The following is a 24,799-nucleotide window of genomic DNA, read 5'->3' on the forward strand; positions in this document are numbered from 1 at the left end:
TATATTAATGTGATGTGATCTGGTGTTCATAATAAACATCCATGTTTGTATTTTTCTGGATTGGTTTTTTGTTATCTTGTATGAGAATTTGTTGGTTGGTTTTTCAGTGGGCAGTAATCTTATGGTAGTCGAAAAGTTAAGTTTTGAGTAAGTTGGTTATATTGCTTTATGTTTGTGTAAGCCCGCACGGCATTGCACCGTGCGGGTAATGAACTTTAAGGGCGATGGCGAATGATAAACGCCCGGATGCGTTCAGCAGCCTCCACACATTCCGCCAGCGGCGCAACCAGTGCCATGCGTACGCGACCGGCACCCGGATTGGCTCCGTCAACCTCGCGGGACAGATAGGAACCTGGCACGACCGTCACATGTTCTTCAACGAACAGATCGCGGCAGAACGCTTCGTCATCACCTTCAACATTCGGCCACAAGTAGAATCCACCGTCCGGACGCTGAACGTCCATCACCGGGCTGAGGATTTCCAGCACCGCATCATACTTCTCGCGATACAACGCACGGTTGGCGCGTACATGCACTTCATCGTTCCACGCGGCAACGCTGGCCAGTTGAGTCTGTACCGGCATCGCGCAGCCGTGGTAAGTGCGGTACAGCAGGAAGCCTTTAAGAATGTCGGCATCACCGGCCACGAAGCCAGAACGCAAGCCTGGCAGGTTGGAGCGCTTGGACAGGCTATGGAACACCACGCAGCGCTTGAAGTCCTTGCGGCCCAGTTCGACGCAGGCGCTGAGCAGGCCGGCCGGCGGGGTTTGTTCGTCGAAGTACAACTCGCTGTAGCATTCGTCGGCGGCGATCACGAAGTCGTATTCGTCGGCCAGGGCGATCAGTTTTTTCAGCGTCTCTACCGGAATCAATGCACCGGTCGGGTTACCCGGCGAGCACAGGAACAGGATCTGGCAGCGTTTCCAGATGTCCGGCGACACGGCATCGAAATCCGGGTTGAAACCGTTTTCATCCAGGCACGGTAGGTAATGCGGTTTGGCCCCGGCGAGGAACGCCGCGCCTTCGTAGATTTGATAGAACGGGTTCGGGCTGACCACCAACGCGTCATCGCCACGGTTGACCACGGTCTGGGTGAAGGCGAACAGCGCTTCGCGGGTGCCGTTGACCGGCAGCACGTTGCGCGCCGGGTCGAGCCAGCCGTTCGGCACATTGAAACGACGCTCGCACCACGCGGCGATGGCTTCGCGCAGGGCCGGGATGCCGAGGGTGGTCGGGTACACGGCCATCTGATCCAGATTGCTCGCCAGGGCCTCGGCGACAAAGCTTGGCGAACGGTGCTTCGGCTCACCGATGGACAGCGCGATGGCGCGTTTTTCCGGGTTTGGCGTGACGCTGCCGAGCAGGGCGCGGAGCTTCTCGAACGGGTAGGGCTGCAACTGATTCAGAGCGTTGTTCATCGGTAAATCTCGTTCGGTGTGGGGGCGGCGCTGGTCCCTGTAGGAGCGAGCTTGCTCGCGATGGTCGTCAACGATAACGCGTGCTGCCAGGACAACGCGGCGTATTTGAGTCCATCGCGAGCAAGCTCGCTCCTACAGAAGGGCGGGCCGTTGTTAGTTCAAATGCTGATGCGTGCCAGTTTGATATCCGGTTCGTGGCTGACGCTCAACTGTTCGACGATCGCATCCTGCAAGCGGCTGCACAGCAAGGGGTCGGACAACGGCTGGTTGTTCGCGTCGGTGATGAAGAAAACGTCTTCGACGCGTTCGCCGAGCGTAGCAATCTTGGCATTTTGCAGCGACAGATCGAACTCGAGGAAGATCGTGCCAATCCGCGCCAGCAATCCCGGGCGGTCAGGGGCGCTGAGTTCCAACACCGTCACTGGACGTTGAGCGTCGTTGTGGATCGTCACCTGCGGGGCAAACGCGAAATGCTTGAGCTGGCGCGGCACCCGACGCTGAATAATGGTCGGGTAGTTGTCCGGGTTGCGCAAGGCTTCGGTCAAACCCTCGCGGATCTGTTTGACCCGCGCCGGGTTGTCACCGATCGAGTCGCCATCCGTGTCGAGCACGATGTAGGTGTCGAGGGTGAACTGGCTGCTGGAGGTGATGACGCGAGCGTCGTGGATGTTCAGGTTGAGCTGGTCCATCGCGGCCACGGTCACGGCGAAGAAGTCGTGTTGGTCCGGTGCGTAGATGAAGATCTGCGTGCCGCCTTCGAATTCGCGCTGGGTGGTTTCCTTGATCAGCACCAGCGGCCCGCCATCGGCCGGTTGCTGGAGGATCGCGTCACTGTGCCAGGCCACGTCGCCGGCGGTGTGGCGCAGGAAATAGTCATCGCCCAGTTGCGACCACAGCTGCTCGACGTCGTCCGGGTCGGTCCCACCGCGTACCAGAATGTCCAGGGCGGCGCTCTGCGTCTGACGGATCTGCATTTCGCGGTCCACCGGGTTTTCCAGGCCGCGGCGCAAGGCGCGCTTGGTCTCGGTGTATAGCTGGCGCAGCAGGCTGGCGCGCCAGGAATTCCACAGTGTCGGGTTGGTGGCGTTGATGTCGGCCACCGTCAGCACGTACAGGTAATCGAGGCGGGTTTCGTCACCCACCGCCTGTGCGAAGTCATGGATCACCTGTGGGTCGGACAAGTCCTTGCGCTGGGCCGTGGTCGACATCACCAGATGGTTCTGCACCAGCCAGACGATCAGGCGGCTGTCCCACACCGGCAATTGGTGGCGCTGGCAAAAGGCTTCGGCGTCCACCGCGCCAATTTCCGAGTGATCGCCATGCCGGCCTTTGCCAATGTCGTGGTACAGGCCTGCCAGATAAATCAGCTCGGGTTTGGGGAGTTTGCCCATGAGCTTGCTGGCCAGCGGGAATTTCTCCGACACCTGGGTGTACTGCAATTTACGCAGGTGTTTGATCAGGTTCAGGGTGTGCGCATCGACCGTATAGATGTGAAACAGGTCGTGCTGCATCTGCCCGACGATGAAGCCGAACTCCGGCAGATAACGCCCGAGGATGCCGTAGCGGTTCATCCGGCGCAGGTTGCGGTGGATGCCGATCTTGCACTTGAACAGCTCGATGAACAGGCTGGTATTGCGAATGTCGTTGCGGAAATCGTCGTCGATCAGATGCCGGTGTTCGCGCAGCAGGCGGATGGTGTCGGCGCGCACACCTTTGATTTCCGGCTGCTGGGCCATCAACACGAAGATTTCGAGCATGGCGAACGGGGTGCGACGGAACACATTGTCGTTGCGTGCCTCGATGTAACCATCGTGCAACTGGAATCGTGGGTTGATCGGTTGTGGCGGCACTACGTCTACCGGCGCGAGGATGAGTTCCTCGAAGTGCTGGATGATCAGGTCGCTGAGCTGGGCAATGCTCATGACCACCCGGTAATACTGCTGCATGAAGTTTTCGATGGCTTGCTTGGCATCATCGCCTTCGAAACCCAGTAGCCCGGCAATCGAGCGCTGGTGGTCGAACAGCAAGCGGTCTTCGGAACGGCCGGCGAGCATGTGCAACGCGTAGCGAACCTTCCACAGGAATTCCTGGGACGAAGCCAGCAGGGCGTTTTCGCTCTCGACCAGGAAACCTTCGCCGGCCAGTGCCCGCAGGTTCAGGGTGCCGTACTCGCGCCGGGCGACCCAAAGAATCGTCTGGATATCCCGTAGTCCGCCAGGTGAGCCTTTGACGTTGGGTTCCAGGTTGTATTCGGTGTCGTTGTATTTGTGGTGGCGAGCCTTCTGTTCGGCGCGCTTGGCCAGGAAAAAGTCCTTGCTTGGCCACATGTGCGCTGTGCTGGTGACGTCCAGCATGCGTTGGCGCAAGTGTTCGGGGCCTGCGATGGTGCGACTTTCCATCAGGTTGGTGATTACCGTCAGGTCGGCGCGTGCCTCAACGGCGCATTCGTCGACCGAGCGAACGCTCTGGCCGACTTCCAGGCCGATGTCCCACAGCAGCGTCAGAAAACGCTCAATGGAATCACGGAAAATTTCATGGTCGGCGCTGTCCAGCAGGATCAGCAGGTCAATGTCGGAATACGGGTGCAACTCACCGCGACCGTAGCCACCGACCGCGACCAGCGCGATATCGGCGTCTTCGCTCCAGTTAAACTGCTCCCAGGCCTTTTGCAGGATGTTATCGACGAACCAGGCGCGATCCTCGATCAACCGGCGAATGTCCCGTCCGTTGCGAAAGCGCCCGTCGAGCACTTCACGAGCCTGACGGATCGCCTTCTTGAAGGCCGCGATCGGGCTGGCCTTCAGGGCCAGTTCAGCCTGGAACTGGCCACGGTCGAAGAGTTCGGGATCCACCTGCGGCATTGATTGGCTTTCCTATCTAAAAGGCTGGGAGCTGCCGGGTCCGGATCAGGCCGAAACGCGCGGGATGGTGTCATCGGCGCGCAAGGTGAAGATTTCGTAACCGGTTTCGGTGACTGCCAGCGTGTGTTCCCACTGGGCCGACAACTTGCGGTCCTTGGTGATGGCGGTCCAGCCGTCGCCCAAGACCTTGGTGTCGGCCTTGCCCTGGTTGATCATCGGCTCGATGGTGAAGGTCATGCCGGCCTTCAGTTCCATACCGGTACCGGCGCGGCCGTAATGCAGAATCTGCGGCTCTTCATGGAACACCTTGCCGATGCCGTGGCCGCAGAACTCGCGAACCACCGAGAAACCGTTCTTTTCAGCGTGCTTCTGAATCACCTCGCCGATGTCGCCCAGGCGGCAGCCGGGTTTGACGATTTCGATGGCCTTGTACATGCATTCCTGAGTCACTTGCGACAGTCGCTCGGCCCAGACCGGCACGGTGCCGACGTGGAACATGCGGCTGGTGTCGCCGTGGAAACCGTCCTTGATGACGGTGACGTCGATGTTCAGGGTGTCGCCATCCTTCAGCGGCTTCTCATTCGGAATGCCGTGGCAGACCACATGGTTGATCGAGGTGCAGATCGACTTCGGGTAGCCCTTGTAGTTGAGCGGGGCGGGAATCGCATGCTGCACATTGACGATGTAGTCGTGGCAGATGCGGTCGAGCTCGTCGGTCGTGATCCCTGGCTTGACATGTTCGGCAATCATTTCAAGCACATCGGCGGCCAGTTTGCCGGCGACACGCATTTTTGCGATGTCCTCTGGCGTTTTGAGTGTGACGGTCATACAGGCTCTCTCTGCGCTCGATGGCGCTTTCTAAAACGGAATGGGCGTTGCGCGATCGTTCTTCACGGCCCCGAAAAAGGCGATTCTAACAGACGAACAGCGCAAATCTGACCCTCTGTGCATCGCTTCTCTCTATAGATTGGCGCATTCTTGAGCGATTCCAAGGGCTATCAGTAGACGTGCATCAGGATTTGAGAATCCGGGTTCCGTTTTTTGCAGCCTTGTGATATAAAATGCGCCGCTTTCCGGGGATACCCCGAGAGGCTTAAATCCACACACGTGTCGACACGATGACCTGGGTGCCTTCAGCTGATGCTGCTGGTTGGTCATTGGGATACGTGGAGGCCAAACCCGACTTATTAAGGAACTATCATGTCCCAAGTCAACATGCGCGATATGCTGAAGGCCGGTGTGCACTTCGGTCACCAGACCCGTTACTGGAACCCGAAAATGGGTAAATACATTTTCGGCGCGCGTAACAAGATCCACATCATCAACCTTGAAAAAACCCTGCCAATGTTCAACGAAGCTCTGACTTTCGTAGAGCGTCTGGCCCAGGGCAAAAACAAGATCCTGTTCGTCGGCACCAAGCGTTCCGCTGGCAAGATCGTTGCTGAAGAAGCAGCACGTTGCGGTTCGCCGTACGTCGATCACCGCTGGTTGGGCGGCATGCTGACCAACTTCAAAACCATCCGTGCTTCCATCAAGCGTCTGCGTGACCTTGAAGTACAAGCCGAAGACGGTACTTTCGCGAAACTGACCAAGAAAGAAGCGCTGATGCGCACTCGCGATCTTGAGAAGCTCGATCGTTCCCTGGGTGGTATCAAGGACATGGGCGGTCTGCCAGACGCTCTGTTCGTTATCGACGTTGATCACGAGCGTATCGCGATCACCGAAGCCAACAAGCTGGGCATCCCGGTTATCGGCGTAGTCGATACCAACAGCAGCCCGGAAGGCGTTGACTACATCATCCCAGGCAACGATGACGCAATCCGCGCTATCCAGCTGTACATGGGTTCGATGGCTGACGCTGTTATCCGCGGTCGCAACCACGTTGCTGGCGGCACCGAGCAGTTCGTTGAAGAAGCTCCGGCAGCTGCAGCTGAGTAATTGACGCCTTGGCGTTGACTCAGTAAGCAAAAAGGGGGCTTGGCCCCCTTTTTGCCACCTCGAAAACCATTTGTCCGGTGGCGCATTTACAGCCTTTGTAACTTGCAGCTGCTAACAAAGGTAGTTCGGGAAGAATTGAACGCCCGTTCGATCGGGTGGAATGGTTGAAAACCTATCCAAGAGGATTTTGAAATGGCAGAGATTACTGCAGCGTTGGTCAAAGAACTGCGCGAGCGTACCGGCGAAGGCATGATGGACTGCAAAAAGGCCTTGACCAAGGCCGGCGGCGACATCGAAAAAGCCATTGATGACATGCGTGCTTCGGGCGCCATCAAGGCCGCCAAGAAAGCAGGCAACGTAGCTGCTGAAGGCGCGATCGCTCTTAAAGAAGACGGTAAATCCGCCGTTCTGCTGGAAGTGAACTCGCAGACCGACTTCCTGGCTTTGCAGGACGACTTCAAGGCATTCGTTGCTTCCAGCGTTGAAAAAGCATTCGCTGACAAACTGACTGACGTTGCTCCGCTGATCGCCGCTCAAGAAGCCGATCGCCTGGTTCTGGTCGGCAAGGTTGGCGAAAACGTCAACATCCGTCGCCTGGCTCGCGTTGAAGGCGATGTTGTTGGTGGTTACCTGCACGGTAACAAGATCGGTGTTGTGGTTGCCCTTAAAGGCGGTAGCGTTGAGCTGGCCAAGGACATCGCCATGCACGTAGCGGCGACCAACCCTGAATTCCTGCTGCCATCGGAAGTTTCCGCTGAAGCGGTTGAGCGTGAGAAGGGCGTGTTCCTGACCCTCAACGCTGACAAGATCGCTGGCAAGCCAGAAAACATCGTTGAAAACATGGTCAAAGGTCGTATCAGCAAGTTCCTGGCTGAAGCGAGCCTGGTTGAGCAGGCGTTCGTCAAGAACCCTGAAATCAAGGTTGGCGAACTGGCCAAGAAAGCCGGTGCTGAAATCGTTTCCTTCACCTACTTCAAAGTAGGCGAAGGCATCGAGAAGCCGGTCGACAACTTCGCTGAAGAAGTTGCTGCCCAGCTGGCTGCCGCCAAGCAATAAGACGGTTTTTTAACTGTCGCCCTGAAGAGGCTGCCCGCTTACGCGCGCAGCCTCTTTTCAGATGGGGCACCAATTTTTAATTGGTTTCCCTTTGGAACTGGCTTACAAAGCCATGTTCCGATGGTGCTGAAGCAGCGCCAAGCTAGAGTAAACGCCAGCTGAAAACAGCTCGCAAAGAATTTTTAAAATACGCCGCAGGAGAGATTCGCAATGGCTCAGCAGGGCAGTGGTTATCAGGCTCGCTATAAACGCATTCTACTCAAGCTTAGCGGCGAGGCCCTGATGGGCTCGGAAGAGTTCGGGATCGATCCGAAAGTTCTGGATCGCATGGCGCTGGAAGTTGGCCAACTGGTCGGCATCGGCGTTCAGGTCGGTTTGGTGATCGGTGGCGGTAACCTGTTCCGCGGTGCAGCGCTGAGCGCGGCCGGGATGGATCGGGTAACGGGCGACCACATGGGCATGCTGGCCACTGTGATGAACGCCCTGGCCATGCGCGATGCGCTGGAACGTGCCAATATCTCGGCCATCGTGATGTCGGCCATTTCCATGGTGGGCGTGACTGATCACTATGATCGCCGCAAAGCCATGCGCCACTTGAACGCCAAGGAAGTCGTGATCTTCGCGGCCGGCACCGGCAATCCGTTCTTCACCACGGATTCGGCGGCTTGCCTGCGAGCGATCGAAATCGATGCCGACGTCGTGCTCAAGGCGACCAAGGTCGATGGCGTCTACACCGCTGACCCATTCAAAGACCCGCATGCCGAGAAGTTCGATCATCTGACTTACGATGAAGTACTGGATCGCAAGCTGGGCGTGATGGATCTGACCGCCATTTGCCTGTGCCGCGACCACAAGATGCCGTTGCGTGTATTTAACATGAACAAGCCCGGCGCCCTGCTGAATATCGTGCATGGCGGCGCTGAAGGGACCCTGATCGAGGAAGGCCAACAATGATCAACGAAATCAAGAAAGACGCTAAAGAGCGTATGCAGAAATCCGTCGAGTCGCTGATGCACAACTTCGGCCGAATTCGTACCGGCCAGGCGCATCCAAGCATTCTGGAAGGTGTGATGGTGCCGTACTACGGCTCCGACACGCCGATCAAACAGGTGGCTAACATCACCGTTAAAGATGCTCGTACCCTGCAAGTCGTTGCCTTTGAGCGCAACATGCTGGGCGCCGTCGACAAAGCGATCGGCAGTGCTGGCCTGAACCTCAACCCGACCAACCTGGGTGAGTTGCTGCTGATCTCCATGCCGGCCCTGACCGAAGAAACCCGTAAGGGCTTCACCAAGCAGGCTCGTGATGTCGCTGAAGACGCCCGTGTTGCTGTGCGCAACATCCGTCGTGACGCGAACAGCCAGCTCAAGGATCTGGTCAAGGAAAAAGAAATCAGCGAAGACGAAGAGCGACGCGCCACCGGCGAAATTGATGATCTGACCAAAAAATACGTGGCTGAAATCGACGCGAATTTGGCACAGAAAGAAAAAGACCTGATGGCCGTATAAGGGTCGCGTTTCCATGGAAAAGACCAAGCAGACTGTACCGTCCGCGGTGCCGCGCCATGTCGCGATCATCATGGATGGTAATAATCGCTGGGCGAAAAAACGCTTTATGCCGGGTGTTGCCGGGCATAAAGCGGGCGTAGATGCGGTTCGTGCGGTGATCGAGGTGTGTGCCGAGGCCAAGGTCGAGGTATTGACCCTGTTTGCTTTCTCCAGCGAGAACTGGCAACGCCCGGCCGATGAGGTCAGTGCCTTGATGGACCTGTTCTTCAAGGCATTGCGTCGTGAGGCCAAGCGCCTGAACGAAAACAAGATCAGTTTGCGCATCATTGGCGACCGTTCGCGTTTTCATCCAGAGCTTCAAGCCGCCATGCGTGAGGCCGAAGCCATGACGGCGGGTGCCAATCGTTTCATCCTGCAGATCGCCGCCAACTACGGCGGTCAGTGGGATATCGCGCAAGCTGCGCAGCGTCTGGCGCGGGAGGTTCAGGCCGGGCATCTGCGTCCGGAAGACATCACCCCCGAACTGCTGCAAACCTGTCTGATGACCGGGGATCTGCCGTTGCCGGACTTGTGCATCCGCACGGGTGGAGAACATCGCATCAGCAACTTCCTGCTGTGGCAGCTGGCGTACACCGAGCTGTACTTCTCCGACCTGTTCTGGCCGGACTTCAAACACGACGCCATGCGCACCGCGCTGGCGGATTTCGCTTCTCGCCAGCGCCGCTTCGGTAAAACGAGCGAGCAGGTCGAGGCTGGAGCCCGGGTTTAATGCTTAAACAACGAATCATCACCGCACTGATCCTGCTTCCGATCGCCCTGTGCGGGTTTTTCCTGCTCGAAGGGTCGGGTTTTGCACTGTTCATCGGGCTGATCGTGACCCTTGGTGCCTGGGAGTGGGCTCGTCTGGCGGGCTTCAACACCCAGCCAATCCGCGTTGCCTATGCCGCTGTCGTCGCGTTGATGCTGTTCGTTATGTACATCTTGCCGGGGCTCGCGCCCTGGGTCTTGGGTGCCTCGGTGCTTTGGTGGGGCGTTGCGACTTATCTGGTGCTGACTTATCCGCGCTCCAGCGAACACTGGGCCAGCGCTGCCTGCAAGCTGGTGATCGGCCTGCTGATCCTGCTGCCGGCCTGGCAAGGTCTGGTTCAGATCAAGCAGGAGCCTTTGGGTAACTGGTTGATCATGGCGGTGATGGTGCTCGTCTGGGGTGCCGATATTGGCGCGTATTTTTCCGGTCGGGCCTTCGGCAAGCGCAAGCTGGCACCGCAGGTCAGTCCCGGCAAGAGCTGGGAGGGCGTGTATGGCGGCTTGCTGTTGAGTCTGGTGATCGCGGCGGTCGTCGGTTTTGTGCGTCACTGGAGCTTCGCCCAGGTGCTGATGGGGCTGATGGGTGCCGCCTTGATCGTGTTCATTTCGGTAGTGGGTGACCTCACTGAAAGCATGTTCAAGCGCCAGTCCGGGATCAAGGACAGCAGCAATTTGCTGCCGGGTCACGGCGGGGTGCTGGATCGCATCGACAGTCTGACGGCAGCGATTCCCGTGTTTGCGGTGTTGCTGTGGATGGCTGCACCATGAGCCGCCCACAACAGATTACCGTCCTGGGGGCGACCGGCTCGATCGGGCTGAGCACGCTCGATGTCATCGCTCGCCATCCCGAGCGCTATCAGGTCTTCGCATTGAGTGGTTTCACTCGTCTGAGTGAGCTGTTGGCGCTGTGTGTGCGGCATAAGCCGCGGTTCGCCGTGGTGCCTGAAGCGGGCGCTGCCCGAGCTTTGCAGGACGATCTGCGTGCCGCCGGCCTGTCGACCCGCGTGTTGGTGGGGGAGGCGGGTCTGTGTCAGATCGCTTCCGATCCTGAAGTCGATGCGGTCATGGCCGCCATCGTCGGGGCGGCGGGCTTGCGTCCGACGCTGGCGGCGGTCGAGGCCGGCAAGAAGATTCTCCTGGCTAACAAAGAAGCGCTGGTGATGTCCGGTGCCTTGTTCATGCAGGCTGTGCGCAATAGCGGCTCGGTGCTGCTGCCGATCGACAGTGAACACAACGCGATTTTCCAGTGCATGCCGCAGGATTTTGCGCGTGGTCTCGGGGCGGTTGGTGTTCGTCGGATTTTACTCACGGCTTCTGGCGGTCCGTTCCGACAGACACCCATGGCTGAACTGGCGCATGTTACTCCTGAGCAGGCGTGTGCCCATCCGAATTGGTCCATGGGGCGCAAGATTTCGGTCGATTCAGCCAGCATGATGAACAAAGGCCTCGAGTTGATCGAGGCCTGCTGGCTGTTCGACGCCAAACCGTCGCAGGTCGAAGTGGTGATTCACCCACAGAGCGTGATTCATTCGCTGGTCGACTACATCGATGGCTCCGTCTTGGCCCAGCTGGGCAATCCGGACATGCGCACGCCGATCGCCAACGCCCTGGCCTGGCCGGAGCGGATAGATTCGGGTGTTGCGCCGCTGGACCTGTTTGCCATTGCGCGTCTCGACTTCCAGGCGCCCGATGAAGAGCGTTTCCCTTGTCTGCGCCTGGCACGTCAGGCCGCCGAGGCTGGCAATAGTGCACCGGCCATGCTTAACGCGGCGAATGAAGTGGCTGTCGCGGCCTTTCTCGACGGGCGGGTTCGTTACCTGGAAATCGCGAGTATCATCGAGGAAGTCTTGAATCTCGAGCCGGTGGTTATGGTGGATGATCTCGATGCGGTGTTCACGGCTGACTCGAAAGCGCGAGTACTGGCCGGGCAATGGCTGAGTCGTCATGGGCGATAAGTGCAGCACTGAATAGGTTTGCGGAGAAAGTAGATGAGCGCGCTCTATATGATTGTCGGCACCCTGGTGGCATTGGGTGTGCTGGTCACCTTCCACGAATTCGGCCATTTCTGGGTCGCACGTCGCTGTGGGGTCAAAGTGCTGCGTTTCTCCGTGGGCTTTGGTATGCCGTTGCTGCGCTGGCACGACAAGAAAGGCACTGAATTCGTTATCGCCGCGATTCCGCTGGGTGGCTACGTCAAAATGCTCGACGAGCGTGAAGGCGAAGTGCCGGCTGATCAGCTCGATCAGACCTTCAATCGCAAATCTGTCCGTCAGCGCATTGCTATCGTGGCTGCCGGTCCGATTGCCAACTTTTTGCTGGCGATGATTTTTTTCTGGGTGCTGGCAATGCTCGGCAGCGAGCAGGTGCGGCCAGTCATTGGAGCTGTCGAGACTGGAAGTATCGCGGCCAAGGCGGGTTTGAGTCCGGGGCAGGAAATTGTTGCCATCGATGGCGAACCGACTACCGGATGGGCTGCGGTCAATCTGCAGTTGGTCCGGCGCCTTGGGGAGAGCGGAACCGTTCAATTGCTGGTTCGTGAGCAGGGCTCGTCGGCGGATTCGCCCCGTGAGCTGGCGTTGGATAAATGGCTCAAGGGGGCCGATGAGCCGGATCCGATTCGCTCGCTGGGTATTCGCCCTTGGCGTCCTGCGCTGCCACCAGTCCTGGCCGAGCTCGATCCGAAAGGCCCAGCGCAGGCGGCGGGCCTGAAAACCGGTGACCGATTACTGGCGCTTGATGGCAAGCCGCTGGATGACTGGCAGCAGGTGGTCGATTCGGTTCGTATGCATCCCGATACCAAAATCATGCTGCGCATTGAACGCGATGGTGCTCAAATCGACGTCCCTGTGACCTTGGCTGCTCGCGGCGAGAGCAAGGCACCCAACGGTTATCTGGGGGCAGGGGTGAAAGCTGTCGATTGGCCGCCAGAGATGATTCGCGAGGTCAGTTACGGTCCGATGGCCGCGATTGGGGAGGGGGCTCGACGCACCTGGACCATGAGCGTGCTGACCCTCGATTCGCTCAAGAAAATGTTGTTCGGTGAGCTCTCGGTAAAAAACTTGAGTGGACCGATAACCATTGCTAAAGTGGCGGGCGCTTCTGCCCAGTCGGGTGTCGTTGATTTCCTGAATTTCCTTGCTTATCTGAGTATTAGCTTGGGGGTTCTGAATTTGTTGCCCATTCCTGTACTGGATGGGGGGCATTTGTTGTTTTATCTGATCGAGTGGGCGCGTGGTCGTCCCTTGTCGGAGCGGGTGCAGGGTTGGGGGATACAGATCGGTATCAGTTTGGTGGTCGGGGTGATGTTGCTTGCTCTGGTCAATGATTTGGGCCGTCTGTAACACAATTCGCTGAATTGCGAATCTGCCGCATTTTGCGGCAGTTTGTTTATTGCCAGTTGGAATAAGAAAGGACTTCATGAAACGTCTGCTGCTAACTGCGGTTCTCACCGTATTGATGATCGCCGAAGTTCACGCCGAGTCCTTCACTATCTCTGATATTCGCGTCAATGGCCTCCAGCGGGTCTCCGCGGGTAGCGTCTTTGGTGCTTTACCGTTGAACGTCGGTGAACAGGCGGATGATCGTCGCCTGGTGGAATCCACTCGTGCCCTGTTCAAAACCGGGTTCTTTCAAGATATCCAACTGGGCCGCGAAGGCAACGTCCTTGTCATCACGGTAGTCGAACGTCCGTCAGTTGCCAGTATCGATATCGAGGGTAACAAGGCGATCTCCACTGAAGACTTGATGAAAGGCCTCAAACAGTCAGGTCTGGCCGAAGGCGAAATCTTCCAGCGCGCCACCCTCGAAGGTGTGCGTAACGAACTGCAGCGTCAATACGTCGCTCAGGGTCGCTACTCGGCTACCGTCGACACCGAAGTGGTGCCGCAACCGCGTAACCGCGTTGCGCTGAAGGTCAACATCAACGAAGGCACCGTCGCGGCTATCCAGCACATCAACGTGGTGGGTAATACCGTTTTCCCTGATGAAGACCTGATCGACCTGTTCGAGCTCAAGACCACTAACTGGCTGTCGTTCTTCAAGAACGACGACAAGTACGCTCGTGAAAAACTTTCCGGTGACCTGGAGCGTCTGCGTTCCTACTACCTGGATCGTGGCTATATCAACATGGATATCGCTTCGACCCAGGTGTCCATCACCCCGGACAAGAAACACGTCTATATCACTGTCAACGTCAACGAAGGCGAGAAGTACACCGTTCGTGACGTCAAGCTGAGCGGCGACCTGAAAGTTCCTGAAGACCAGGTCAAGTCCCTGCTTCTGGTGCAGAAAGGCCAGGTGTTCTCGCGCAAGTTGATGACCACCACCTCCGATCTGATCACCCGTCGTCTGGGTAACGAAGGCTATACCTTCGCCAACGTCAACGGCGTGCCACAGCCGCACGATGAAGATCACACCGTAGACATTACTTTCGCTGTCGATCCGGGCAAGCGTGCTTACGTCAACCGCATCAACTACCGTGGCAACACCAAGACCGAAGACGAAGTGCTGCGTCGTGAAATGCGTCAAATGGAAGGTGGTTGGGCTTCGACCTACCTCATCGACCAGTCCAAGACCCGTCTTGATCGTCTGGGCTTCTTCAAGACAGTCAACGTCGAAACTCCGGCCGTACCGGGTGTCGATGACCAGGTGGATGTCAACTATAGCGTTGAAGAACAGGCTTCCGGTTCGATCACCGCCAGCATCGGTTTCGCCCAGAGCGCTGGTCTGATCCTTGGTGGTTCGATCACGCAGAACAACTTCCTGGGTACCGGTAACAAGGTCAGTATCGGCTTGACCAAAAGCCAATACCAAAGCCGCTATAACTTCGGTTATGTCGACCCGTACTGGACTGCGGATGGCGTAAGCCTGGGTTACAACGCGTTCTATCGCACCACCGACTACAAAGACCTCGATGTCAACGTAGCCAGCTACGCAGTAGACAGTCTGGGTGCCGGTGTCAGCGTCGGTTACCCGATCAGCGAGACTTCGCGTCTGACGTTTGGCTTGACGGCGCAGCAAGACAAGATTCAGACCGGTCAGTACACCGTTGACGAAATTTTCAACTTTGTTAACACGCAAGGCGACCAGTACCTGAACTTCAAGGCTTCGGCCGGTTGGTCTGAGTCGACCCTGAACAAGGGGGTGCTGGCAACTCGTGGTCATTCTCAAAGCCTGACGGCGGAAGCCACTATACCTGGCAGCGATTTGTCATTCTTCAAGCTCGACTACCGTGGTCAGCTGTTTCAGCCATTGACTGATACCTACACCATGCGCCTGCATACCGAACTGGGCTACGGCGATGGTTATGGTTCTACCGGCGGGTTGCCGTTCTACGAGAACTATTTCGCCGGTGGTTTCAACTCGGTTCGCGGCTTCAAGGACAGTACGCTTGGCCCACTTAGTACCCCAAGTCGCGGCCAGCCAGTGACGGGCAACGTTGGCACTATTGCTGACCCGGATCAGAATGCGCTGCCATTCGGTGGTAACGTGCTAATTCAGGGTGGCGCAGAAATTCTGTTTCCGATGCCTTTCGTCAAGGATCAAAAATCCCTGCGTACCTCTGTGTTCTGGGACGTCGGTAACGTGTTCGACTCCAAGTGCCAGCAGGTCCAGAATACCAATGGCACTTTATCCAATACGCAGTGCAACGACGTCAGTCTGAGCAATATGGCCAGTTCCGTGGGTGTTGGTGTGACGTGGGTTACCGCTCTGGGGCCATTGAGCTTCGCCTTGGCAATGCCGGTCAAGGAACCGAGCAACGCGCAGACCCAGATTTTCCAATTCTCCCTCGGTCAGACTTTCTAATAGTCTGATCCAAGACAATGACAATGAATTTTGTAGGAGTGCATCGTGCGTAAGTTGACTCAATTGGTTCTCCTGGCAACCGTTCTGGTCGCAGGTCCGGCTTTCGCCGACATGAAAATCGCCGTTCTGAACTATCAGATGGCTCTGTTGGAGTCCGACGCGGCCAAAAAATACGCCGTGGATGCCGAGAAAAAATTCGGTCCTCAGCTGACCAAACTCAAGACGCTGGAAAGCAGCGCCAAGGGCATTCAGGACCGTCTGATGGCCGGTGGCGACAAAATGCAACAAGGCGAGCGTGAACGTCTTGAGCTGGAATTCAAGCAAAAGGCCCGTGACTTCCAGTTCCAGTCCAAGGAATTGAACGAAGCCAAAGCCGTTGCCGACCGTGAAATGCTGAAGCAGCTCAAGCCGAAACTGGACAGCGCTGTGGAAGAAGTCATCAAGAAAGGTGCTTTTGACCTGGTCTTCGAGCGTGGCGCAGTGATTGATGTCAAACCTCAGTACGACATTACTCGCCAGGTTATCGAGCGCATGAATCAGCTGAAGTAATCCATGACAGCGACTATTAAGCTCGGCCAGTTGGCCGAGTTCCTCGGCGCCACGCTACGTGGCGACCCGGAGAAAGAAATTACTGGGCTAGCCACTTTACAAGAGGCTGGCCCAGCTCAGTTGAGCTTTCTGGCAAACCCTCAATACCGTAAGTACCTGGCTGACAGCCGGGCCGCAGCCCTGTTGCTGAAGGCTGGTGACGCTGAAGGATTTACCGGTAATGCCCTGCTGGTACCCGATCCCTATCTGGCCTATGCGCGGGTCTCCCATCTGTTCGATCCCAAGCCCAAGGCCGCTGCCGGTATTCATCCGACAGCCGTAGTGGCGGCGGATGCAGTGGTTGATCCAACAGCAAGTATTGGTGCCTTTGCGGTGATCGAAAGCGCAGCGCGTATTGCTGGGGGCGTGACTGTTGGCGCGCACTGCTTTATCGGTGCCCGTTGCGAAATTGGCGAGGGCGGCTGGCTCGCTCCGCGAGTCACGCTTTATCACGATGTTCGCATCGGCAAACGGGTGGTGATTCAGTCAGGTGCGGTACTGGGCGGCGAAGGTTTCGGTTTTGCCAACGAGAAAGGTGTCTGGCAGAAAATCGCTCAGATCGGTGGTGTCCAAGTCGGCGACGACGTCGAAATTGGCGTTAATACTGCTATCGATCGTGGTGCCCTGGCCGATACCGTTCTTGGTAATGGCGTGAAGCTCGACAATCAGATTCAGATTGCCCATAACGTCCAGATCGGTGATCACACCGCCATGGCGGCGTGCGTGGGGATTTCCGGCAGCACCAAAATCGGCAAGCATTGCATGCTCGCGGGTGGCGTAGGGCTGGTGGGGCATATCGAAATTTGCGACAACGTTTTTATAACCGGGATGACCATGGTCACTCACTCGATTACCGAGTCGGGTTCATATTCTTCCGGTACGGCGATGCAACCGGCTGCCGAGTGGCGCAAAAGCGCGGCACGCATCCGTCAGCTCGATGATATCGCGCGGCGTCTGCGACAGCTGGAAAAGCGTGTAGGGGAAGTGACCCCTGACGGTAATGCTTCATCAGATGGCTGAAACCATTTCCATATCAAGTGTGCACAGCCACTAGACTGCCTCCTTGATTTGCTAGAGGGGTGCGCGTCAGTCGCGCGCTCCCAATCTTTACATAGGCTTCCCCCCGAAATGATGGACATCAACGAGATTCGCGAATACCTGCCTCACCGTTACCCGTTCCTGCTGGTGGATCGGGTCGTGGATCTGGATGTGGAAGGCAAGCGCATTCGCGCCTACAAGAATGTCAGCATCAACGAACCGTTCTTCAATGGTCACTTCCCTGCGCATCCAATCATGCCGGGCGTATTGATCATCGAGGCGATGGCTCAGGCTGCCGGGATCCTTGGTTTCAAAATGCTCGATGTGAAACCGGCCGACGGTACCCTTTACTATTTCGTGGGCTCCGACAAACTGCGTTTCCGTCAGCCGGTGCTGCCGGGTGACCAATTGATCCTTGAAGCCAAGTTTCTGAGCTGCAAGCGCCAGATCTGGAAGTTCGAATGCCAGGCTTCGGTCGATGGCAAACCAGTTTGCTCCGCTGAAATCATCTGCGCGGAACGCAAACTATGAGTTTGATTGACCCTCGCGCAATCATCGATCCGACGGCCATCCTGGCCGACGACGTCGAGGTCGGCCCTTGGTCGATCGTCGGCGCAGGTGTGGAAATCGGCGAGGGGACAGTGATCGGGCCGCATGTGATTCTCAAAGGCCCGACTCGAATCGGTAAGCACAACCGCATCTACCAGTTTTCTTCGGTAGGCGAGGACACCCCCGATCTGAAATACAAGGGTGAAGAAACCCGTCTGGTCATCGGTGACCACAACGTCATTCGCGAAGGCGTGACGATCCACCGTGGCACCGTTCAGGACCGTTCGGAAACGACCTTGGGTGATCACAACCTGATCATGGCCTATGCCCACATTGGCCACGACAGCGTTATTGGCAATCACTGCATCCTGGTTAACAACACTGCATTGGCCGGCCACGTGCACGTTGAAGATTGGGCGATCCTGTCCGGTTTTACCCTGGTTCACCAGTATTGCCACATTGGCGCCCACAGCTTTTCCGGTATGGGCACCGCCATTGGCAAGGATGTTCCTGCGTATGTCACGGTATTCGGCAACCCGGCCGAAGCTCGCAGCATGAACTTCGAAGGCATGCGCCGACGCGGTTTTAGCGAAGATGCGATTCACGCGCTGCGTCGTGCCTACAAGGTGGTTTACCGCCAGGGCCTGACGGTCGAACAGGCGCTTGCCGAATTGGCCGAACCCTCGGCTCAGTTTCCGGAAGTCGCAGTGTTCCGTGACTCCATCCAGTCTTCGACTCGCGGCATCACGCGTTAACCATGGCCAATCTGCGTATTGCGCTGGTAGCGGGTGAGGCTTCCGGTGACATTCTGGGTGCGGGACTCATGCGCGCGCTCAAGGCTCAGCACCCGGCGGTCGAATTCATGGGGGTCGGCGGCCCTCTGATGCAGGCTGAAGGCCTGGTCTCGTATTTCCCGATGGAACGTCTCTCTGTCATGGGGCTGGTGGAAGTACTGGGCCGGTTGCGCGAGCTGCTGGCTCGGCGCAAGAAACTGGTCGCAGACGTGATCGCCGAAAAGCCGGACGTGTTCATCGGTATCGATGCCCCGGACTTCAACCTTAATATCGAACTCAAGCTGCGTCAGGCCGGGATCAAGACCGTGCATTACGTGAGCCCGTCGGTATGGGCCTGGCGGCAGAAACGCGTGCTAAAGATTCGCGAAGGCTGCGATCTGATGCTGACGCTATTCCCGTTCGAAGCAAAATTCTACGAAGAGAAGGGCGTCCCGGTGCGGTTTGTCGGGCACTCCCTGGCCGATGCAATCCCGCTGGAAGCGGATCGTGCGGCGGCGCGAGCCGAACTGGGCTTGCCTGACGGGCCGTTGGTCGCGCTGATGCCTGGCAGTCGTGGGGGCGAAGTCGGTCGACTGGGCGCGTTGTTCCTCGATACTGCCCAGCGCTTGCGAGCCATGCGCCCTGGCGTGCGGTTCGTGATGCCTTGCGCCAGCCCCGAGCGCCGCGTGCAGCTTGAAGCGTTGCTGGCTGGCCGCGATCTGCCACTGACCTTGCTCGATGGCAAATCCCACCTGGCCCTGGCGGCCTGCGACGCGGTGTTGATCGCCTCCGGAACTGCCACGCTGGAAGCCCTGTTGTACAAACGACCGATGGTGGTCGCTTACCGTCTGGCGCCGCTCACGTTCTGGATTCTCAAACGCATGGTGAAGAGTCCATACGTTTCGCTGCCGAACTTGCTCGCCCAACGCCTGTTGGTGCCGGAGTTGCTGCAGGACGATGCGACCGTTGAAGCGTTGGCTCAGACGCTGTCGCCATTGATCGAAGGCGGCGAAGAACAGACTCGTGGCTTCGACGAAATTCACCGCACCTTGCGTCTCGACGCCTCCAATCAGGCTGCGGATGCAGTACTGAGGCTGATCGGCCAAGTACAATGAGTAAAACAAGTATGCAAATGGGGCTGGATTTCACCTTGGTCGCTGAAGTTGAAGAGTTGGTTGCGGGTGTTGACGAAGTCGGTCGCGGCCCGCTTTGCGGCGCCGTCGTGACAGCCGCGGTGATCCTTGATCCGAACCGTCCGATCCTCGGCCTGAACGATTCGAAGAAGCTGACTGAAGCCCGCCGCGAAAAGCTCTACGACGAAATCTGCGAAAAAGCCCTGAGCTGGTGCATCGCCCGCGCCGAAGTCGAAGAAATCGACGAGCTGAATATTCTGCATGCCACCATGTTGGCCATGCAGCGTGCGATCGAAGGGCTACACATTCAGCCGAAACTGGCAATGATCGACGGTAACCGCTGCCCGAAACTGTCCATGCGCGCCGAAGCGGTGGTAAAGGGCGACGGAAAGGTGCCTGCCATTGCCGCCGCATCGATTCTGGCCAAGGTCAGTCGTGACCGTGAAATGGCTGCTTTCGAATTGATCTATCCGGGTTACGGCATCGGTGGCCACAAAGGCTATCCGACCCCCGTTCATCTGGAAGCCCTGGCCCGCTTGGGGCCGACCCCGATTCACCGGCGCTCGTTCGCTCCTGTGCGTTTGGCGTATGAGGCCCGGGAAGGCCTGATCGAGAGTTAGTCGCAAGGCTGATGTTTTTGCCAAGGCCCGGTACAATCCGGGCCTTGTTGTCTTCACGTTTACAGACAGGATCACTATGCCGGCTTCATTCGTACATCTACGCCTGCACACTGAATATTCCCTCGTCGACGGTCTGGTGCGGATCAAGCCGCTGGTCAAGACCCTGGTCGGCATGAACATGCCTGCCGTTGCGGTTACCGATCAGAACAACATGTGTTCCCTGGTCAAATTCTATAAAGCCTCAATGGGCGCGGGCATCAAGCCAATCTGCGGTGCAGACCTGTGGCTGTCCAACAAGGATCCGGACAACGCCCTGAGCCGCATCAGCCTGCTGGCAATGAACGCCGTCGGCTACCGCAACCTGACCGAACTGATCTCGCGCGGCTTCATTGACGGCCAGCGTAATGGCTCGGTCATCATCGAGCGCGAGTGGGTGGCCGAGGCCAGCGAAGGCTTGATCATGCTGTCGGCGGCGAAAGAGGGTGAGATCGGCCTGGCCATGCTCAGTGGCAATCCAGCCGAAGCGGAAAAACTGGCTCGCGAGTGGATGGCAGTGTTCCCGGATCGCTTCTACCTGGAAATCCAGCGCACCAACCGCCCCAACGATGAAGAACAATTGCACGGCGCCGTGGCCCTGGCCGAGAAAATCGGTGCGCCGTTGGTCGCGACCAACGATGTGCGCTTCATCAAGCAGGAAGACTTTGCTGCTCACGAAACCCGCGTTTGCATCGGTGAAGGCCGCGCCCTCGACGATCCGCGGCGCTCGAAGAATTACAGTGATCAGCAGTACCTCAAAAGCGCCGAGGAAATGGCCGAGTTGTTCAGCGACATTCCAGAAGCGCTGGAAAACACCGTTGAAATCGCCAAGCGCTGCAACATCGAAGTGAAGCTGGGCACTCACTTCCTGCCCAATTTCCCGATTCCCGATGGCATGACCATCGATGAGTATTTCCGCAAGGTGTCATTCGATGGCCTGGAAGAACGACTTAGCGTTCTGCTGCCCAAGGACACCACCGAAGACTACGAAGCCAAGCGACAGGTCTACGTCGACCGGCTGAATTTCGAGCTGGATATCATCATCCAGATGGGGTTCCCCGGTTACTTCCTGATCGTTATGGACTTCATCCAGTGGGCCAAGAGCAACGGCGTGCCGGTAGGTCCTGGCCGTGGGTCGGGTGCCGGTTCGCTGGTGGCCTATGTGCAGAAGATCACCGACCTTGACCCGCTGGAATATGACCTGCTGTTCGAACGTTTCCTTAACCCGGAACGGGTATCGATGCCCGACTTCGACGTCGACTTCTGCATGGATGGCCGTGACCGCGTGATCGATTACGTGGCCGAGAAATACGGCCGCAACGCGGTGAGCCAGATCATCACCTTCGGTTCCATGGCCGCCAAGGCTGTGGTCCGGGACGTGGCGCGGGTGCAGGGCAAGTCCTACGGTTTGGCCGATCGTCTGTCGAAGATGATTCCGTTCGAAGTCGGCATGACCCTGGAAAAAGCCTACGAGCAAGAAGAAATCCTCCGCGACTTCATCAAGGTCGATGAGGAAGCCGCCGAAATCTGGGAAATGGCCCGCAAGCTTGAAGGCGTTGTGCGTAACGTCGGCAAGCACGCCGGTGGTGTGGTGATTGCACCGACCAAGCTGACGGACTTCTCGCCGATCTATTGCGACGAAGCCGGCGATGGTCTGGTAACCCAGTTCGACAAAGATGACGTTGAAGCGGCCGGTCTGGTGAAGTTCGACTTCCTGGGCCTGCGAACCCTGACGGTCATCGATTGGGCACTGAAAACCATCAACCGCGACCGCGCCAAGGTAGATGAGCCGCCGCTGGACATCGCATTCATCCCGCTGGATGACAAGCCGACTTACCAGTTGCTGCAAAAAGCTGAAACCACTGCGGTGTTCCAGCTCGAGTCGCGCGGCATGAAAGAGCTGATCAAAAAGCTCAAGCCCGACTGCCTGGAAGACTTGATTGCTCTGGTGGCCCTGTTCCGTCCGGGCCCATTGCAATCGGGCATGGTTGACGACTTTATCAACCGTAAGCATGGTCGTGCCGAGCTCGCGTACCCGCACTCGGACTACCAGTACGAAGGCCTGAAACCGGTTCTGGCTCCGACTTACGGCATCATCCTGTATCAGGAACAGGTGATGCAGATTGCCCAGGTCATGGCCGGTTACACGCTCGGCGGTGCGGACATGCTGCGTCGGGCCATGGGTAAGAAAAAACCCGAAGAAATGGCCAAGCAGCGCGGTGGTTTTATTGAAGGTTGCAAGACCAACAATATCGAGGCCGATCTTGCCGGTAACATTTTCGACCTGGTAGAAAAATTCGCCGGCTACGGCTTCAACAAATCCCACTCCGCCGCTTACGGCCTGGTGTCGTACCAGACGGCATGGCTGAAAACACACTACCCGGCGCCGTTCATGGCCGCGGTACTGTCGGCGGATATGCACAACACCGACAAGGTCGTGACCTTGATCGAAGAAATTCGCACCATGAAGCTGCGTCTCGACGCGCCGGATGTGAATACTTCGGAGTTCAAGTTCACGGTGAATGACGAAGGCCGCATCATTTACGGCCTCGGCGCAATCAAGGGTGTGGGTGAAGGACCGGTCGAAGCGATTACCGAGGCGCGTCAAGAGGGTCCGTTCAAGGACCTGTTCGATTTCTGCGCCCGTGTCGACCTCAAGCGTATCAACAAACGCACCCTGGACGGCTTGATCCGTAGTGGTGCGCTCGATCGTCTGGGCCCGTATTTCCATGACGAACCGAAAGCCTATCAAGCGAGCATCGACCAGAATCGCGCGGTCTTGCTCAATGCGATGGAAGGGGCGATCAAGGCCGCTGAACAAACCGCTCGCACCCATGACAGTGGCCACGCCGACCTGTTTGGCGGGTTGTTCGTCGAGGCAGACGCTGATGTCTACGCCAATCACCGCAAGGCGAAAGAACTGACCCTCAAGGAGCGTCTCAAAGGCGAGAAAGACACCTTGGGTCTGTACCTTACCGGTCACCCGATCGACGAGTACGAAGGTGAAATCCGCCGCTTTGCTCGTCAGCGCATCATCGACCTGAAACCGGCTCGGGATACTCAGACCGTTGCGGGCATGATCATCGCGCTGCGGGTGATGAAGAACAAAAAGGGCGACAAGATGGGGTTCATCACCCTTGATGACCGCTCTGGGCGGATAGAAGCTTCGCTGTTCGCCGACGCGTTCCATTCGGCGCAATCGCTGTTGCAGACCGACGCGATGGTGGTGGTCGAAGGCGAAGTCAGCAACGACGACTTCTCTGGCGGCCTGCGGTTGCGGGTCAAACGGGTGATGAGCATGGAAGATGCACGCACGAACCTGGCCGAAAGCCTGCGTTTGAAGTTGCAGACCCAGGATTTGAAAGGCGATCAGCTACGCTGGTTGGGCGAGTTGTTCAAGCGTCACCGTGGTGCGTGCCCCATCACCATGGAGTACACAAGTCCCGATGCGAAAGCCTTGCTGCAGTTCGGCGAGACCTGGCGAATCGATCCGGCGGATGCCTTGATTCAAGCGCTGCGTGACCAGTTCGGGCGAGACAACGTCTTCCTCCAATACCGTTGACGGTCAGGTGCCATTGTTGTGGCCCGATCGTGACCAGAATTTTTTAATCTCGACCTGAACGCGCCTCTCCCTTAAGGTAGGGCGCGAATAGACAATCGGCCGACCCAAGCTCACTTGGACGTCGACCCAAGACGGACGCCTATGAACCCGAATTTTCTAGATTTCGAACAGCCGATCGCCGACCTGCAAGCCAAGATCGAAGAGTTGCGCTTGGTCGGTAATGACAATTCGCTGAATATCGGCGATGAGATCTCCCGCCTGCAGGACAAAAGCAGCACGTTGACCGAAGACATTTTCGGCAAGCTGACCAGCTGGCAGATCGCGCGTCTGGCGCGTCACCCGCGTCGCCCGTACACCCTGGACTACATCGAACACATCTTCACCGAGTTCGATGAACTGCACGGTGACCGTCACTTCTCCGACGACGCCGCCATCGTTGGCGGTATTGCTCGTCTGGACGACCAGCCGGTGATGATCATCGGTCACCAGAAAGGCCGTGAAGTGCGTGAGAAAGTCCGCCGTAACTTCGGCATGCCGCGGCCGGAAGGTTACCGAAAGGCGTGCCGCCTGATGGAAATGGCCGAGCGTTTCAAAATGCCGATTCTGACCTTCATCGACACCCCGGGCGCCTACCCTGGTATCGACGCTGAAGAGCGCAACCAGAGTGAAGCGATTGCCTGGAACCTGCGTGTCATGGCCCGCCTGAAAACCCCAATCATCGCCACCGTGATCGGTGAGGGTGGTTCTGGTGGTGCGTTGGCGATCGGTGTTTGCGACCAGCTGAACATGCTGCAGTATTCGACTTATGCGGTGATTTCGCCGGAAGGCTGTGCCTCGATCCTGTGGAAAACCGCCGAAAAAGCACCGGATGCCGCTGAAGCCATGGGCATCACCGCCGAGCGCCTGAAAGGCCTGGGCATCGTGGATAAAGTGATCAGCGAGCCTTTGGGCGGCGCACACCGTAATCCGGCCGCTGCGGCTGCATCGATCCGTGCCGAGCTGAGCTCGCAACTGGCGATGCTGAAGAAGTTCGACAACGACGCGCTGCTGGCCCGTCGTTACGAGCGACTGATGAGCTACGGTCTCTGATCTGACCTCGCTTCGACA

General features: G+C 57.6%; 20 protein-coding genes. 17 read left to right on the top strand and 3 right to left on the bottom strand.

Features of this window, described 5'->3' with window-relative positions:
* Positions 1–215: 215 nt before the first annotated feature.
* From dapC to map, 3 genes are all read right to left on the bottom strand, one after another.
* Positions 216–1,418, bottom strand: a complete 1,203-nt coding sequence (gene dapC, locus AC1MDT_RS27540) for a succinyldiaminopimelate transaminase (RefSeq protein WP_480419844.1) — start codon at positions 1,416–1,418, stop codon at positions 216–218.
* Between the two features lie 158 nt (positions 1,419–1,576).
* A complete protein-coding gene (locus tag AC1MDT_RS27545) occupies positions 1,577–4,279 on the bottom strand; it encodes a [protein-PII] uridylyltransferase (RefSeq protein WP_480419845.1) in 2,703 nt (900 codons plus the stop codon).
* 45 nt (positions 4,280–4,324) lie between these two features.
* A complete protein-coding gene (gene map / locus AC1MDT_RS27550; protein WP_480419846.1) occupies positions 4,325–5,107 on the bottom strand; it encodes a type I methionyl aminopeptidase in 783 nt (260 codons plus the stop codon).
* A gap of 372 nt (positions 5,108–5,479) precedes the next feature.
* Here map and rpsB point away from each other — a divergent pair, with 372 nt between their 5' ends.
* From rpsB to AC1MDT_RS27635, 17 genes are all read left to right on the top strand, one after another.
* Positions 5,480–6,217, top strand: coding sequence for a 30S ribosomal protein S2 (gene rpsB, locus AC1MDT_RS27555; RefSeq protein ID WP_007907989.1), 738 nt, complete (start codon positions 5,480–5,482; stop codon positions 6,215–6,217).
* Between the two features lie 192 nt (positions 6,218–6,409).
* Positions 6,410–7,273: a translation elongation factor Ts gene (gene tsf / locus AC1MDT_RS27560; RefSeq protein ID WP_162440140.1), complete on the top strand. Its 864-nt coding sequence runs from the start codon at positions 6,410–6,412 to the stop codon at positions 7,271–7,273.
* A gap of 210 nt (positions 7,274–7,483) precedes the next feature.
* Complete coding sequence (gene pyrH / locus AC1MDT_RS27565; protein ID WP_003172271.1) at positions 7,484–8,227, top strand: UMP kinase; 744 nt, start codon at positions 7,484–7,486, stop codon at positions 8,225–8,227.
* The gene (gene frr, locus AC1MDT_RS27570; protein WP_008028968.1) at positions 8,224–8,781 is read left to right on the top strand and encodes a ribosome recycling factor; all 558 of its coding nucleotides are present in this window, start codon (positions 8,224–8,226) and stop codon (positions 8,779–8,781) included. The genes pyrH and frr overlap by 4 nt, the downstream gene beginning before the upstream one ends.
* A 13-nt stretch (positions 8,782–8,794) precedes the next feature.
* A complete protein-coding gene (uppS, locus tag AC1MDT_RS27575; protein WP_480419847.1) occupies positions 8,795–9,550 on the top strand; it encodes a polyprenyl diphosphate synthase in 756 nt (251 codons plus the stop codon).
* Positions 9,550–10,356 (top strand): phosphatidate cytidylyltransferase, encoded by an 807-nt coding sequence (locus AC1MDT_RS27580; RefSeq protein ID WP_480419848.1) that lies wholly within the window; start codon positions 9,550–9,552, stop codon positions 10,354–10,356. Before uppS ends, AC1MDT_RS27580 begins: the two co-directional genes overlap by 1 nt.
* Positions 10,353–11,543, top strand: a complete 1,191-nt coding sequence (gene ispC, locus AC1MDT_RS27585) for a 1-deoxy-D-xylulose-5-phosphate reductoisomerase (protein WP_480419849.1) — start codon at positions 10,353–10,355, stop codon at positions 11,541–11,543. The genes AC1MDT_RS27580 and ispC overlap by 4 nt, the downstream gene beginning before the upstream one ends.
* A 33-nt stretch (positions 11,544–11,576) precedes the next feature.
* Complete coding sequence (rseP, locus tag AC1MDT_RS27590) at positions 11,577–12,929, top strand: sigma E protease regulator RseP (RefSeq protein ID WP_480419850.1); 1,353 nt, start codon at positions 11,577–11,579, stop codon at positions 12,927–12,929.
* 76 nt (positions 12,930–13,005) lie between these two features.
* The gene (bamA, locus tag AC1MDT_RS27595) at positions 13,006–15,393 is read left to right on the top strand and encodes an outer membrane protein assembly factor BamA (protein ID WP_480419851.1); all 2,388 of its coding nucleotides are present in this window, start codon (positions 13,006–13,008) and stop codon (positions 15,391–15,393) included.
* Positions 15,394–15,438: 45 nt separating this feature from the next.
* Complete coding sequence (locus AC1MDT_RS27600) at positions 15,439–15,942, top strand: OmpH/Skp family outer membrane protein (protein ID WP_008028980.1); 504 nt, start codon at positions 15,439–15,441, stop codon at positions 15,940–15,942.
* Positions 15,943–15,945: 3 nt separating this feature from the next.
* Positions 15,946–17,001, top strand: coding sequence for a UDP-3-O-(3-hydroxymyristoyl)glucosamine N-acyltransferase (gene lpxD / locus AC1MDT_RS27605; RefSeq protein ID WP_480419852.1), 1,056 nt, complete (start codon positions 15,946–15,948; stop codon positions 16,999–17,001).
* 108 nt (positions 17,002–17,109) lie between these two features.
* Positions 17,110–17,550 (top strand): 3-hydroxyacyl-ACP dehydratase FabZ, encoded by a 441-nt coding sequence (gene fabZ, locus AC1MDT_RS27610; protein WP_007907157.1) that lies wholly within the window; start codon positions 17,110–17,112, stop codon positions 17,548–17,550.
* Positions 17,547–18,323 carry an acyl-ACP--UDP-N-acetylglucosamine O-acyltransferase gene (gene lpxA, locus AC1MDT_RS27615; RefSeq protein ID WP_401357413.1) on the top strand — a complete coding sequence of 259 codons (777 nt, stop codon included), beginning with the start codon at positions 17,547–17,549 and terminating at the stop codon, positions 18,321–18,323. The genes fabZ and lpxA overlap by 4 nt, the downstream gene beginning before the upstream one ends.
* Before the next feature lie 2 nt (positions 18,324–18,325).
* On the top strand, positions 18,326–19,456 hold the full coding sequence (lpxB, locus tag AC1MDT_RS27620; protein WP_480419853.1) for a lipid-A-disaccharide synthase: 1,131 nt from the start codon (positions 18,326–18,328) through the stop codon (positions 19,454–19,456).
* Positions 19,457–19,467: 11 nt separating this feature from the next.
* Positions 19,468–20,094: a ribonuclease HII gene (gene rnhB, locus AC1MDT_RS27625; RefSeq protein ID WP_480422873.1), complete on the top strand. Its 627-nt coding sequence runs from the start codon at positions 19,468–19,470 to the stop codon at positions 20,092–20,094.
* Between the two features lie 76 nt (positions 20,095–20,170).
* Positions 20,171–23,692 carry a DNA polymerase III subunit alpha gene (dnaE, locus tag AC1MDT_RS27630; protein ID WP_480419854.1) on the top strand — a complete coding sequence of 1,174 codons (3,522 nt, stop codon included), beginning with the start codon at positions 20,171–20,173 and terminating at the stop codon, positions 23,690–23,692.
* A 141-nt stretch (positions 23,693–23,833) separates the two neighbouring features.
* On the top strand, positions 23,834–24,781 hold the full coding sequence (locus AC1MDT_RS27635) for an acetyl-CoA carboxylase carboxyltransferase subunit alpha (RefSeq protein ID WP_480419855.1): 948 nt from the start codon (positions 23,834–23,836) through the stop codon (positions 24,779–24,781).
* The last annotated feature ends 18 nt before the right edge of the window (positions 24,782–24,799 follow it).

It is taken from the genome of Pseudomonas sp. ASL7, assembly GCF_056680375.1.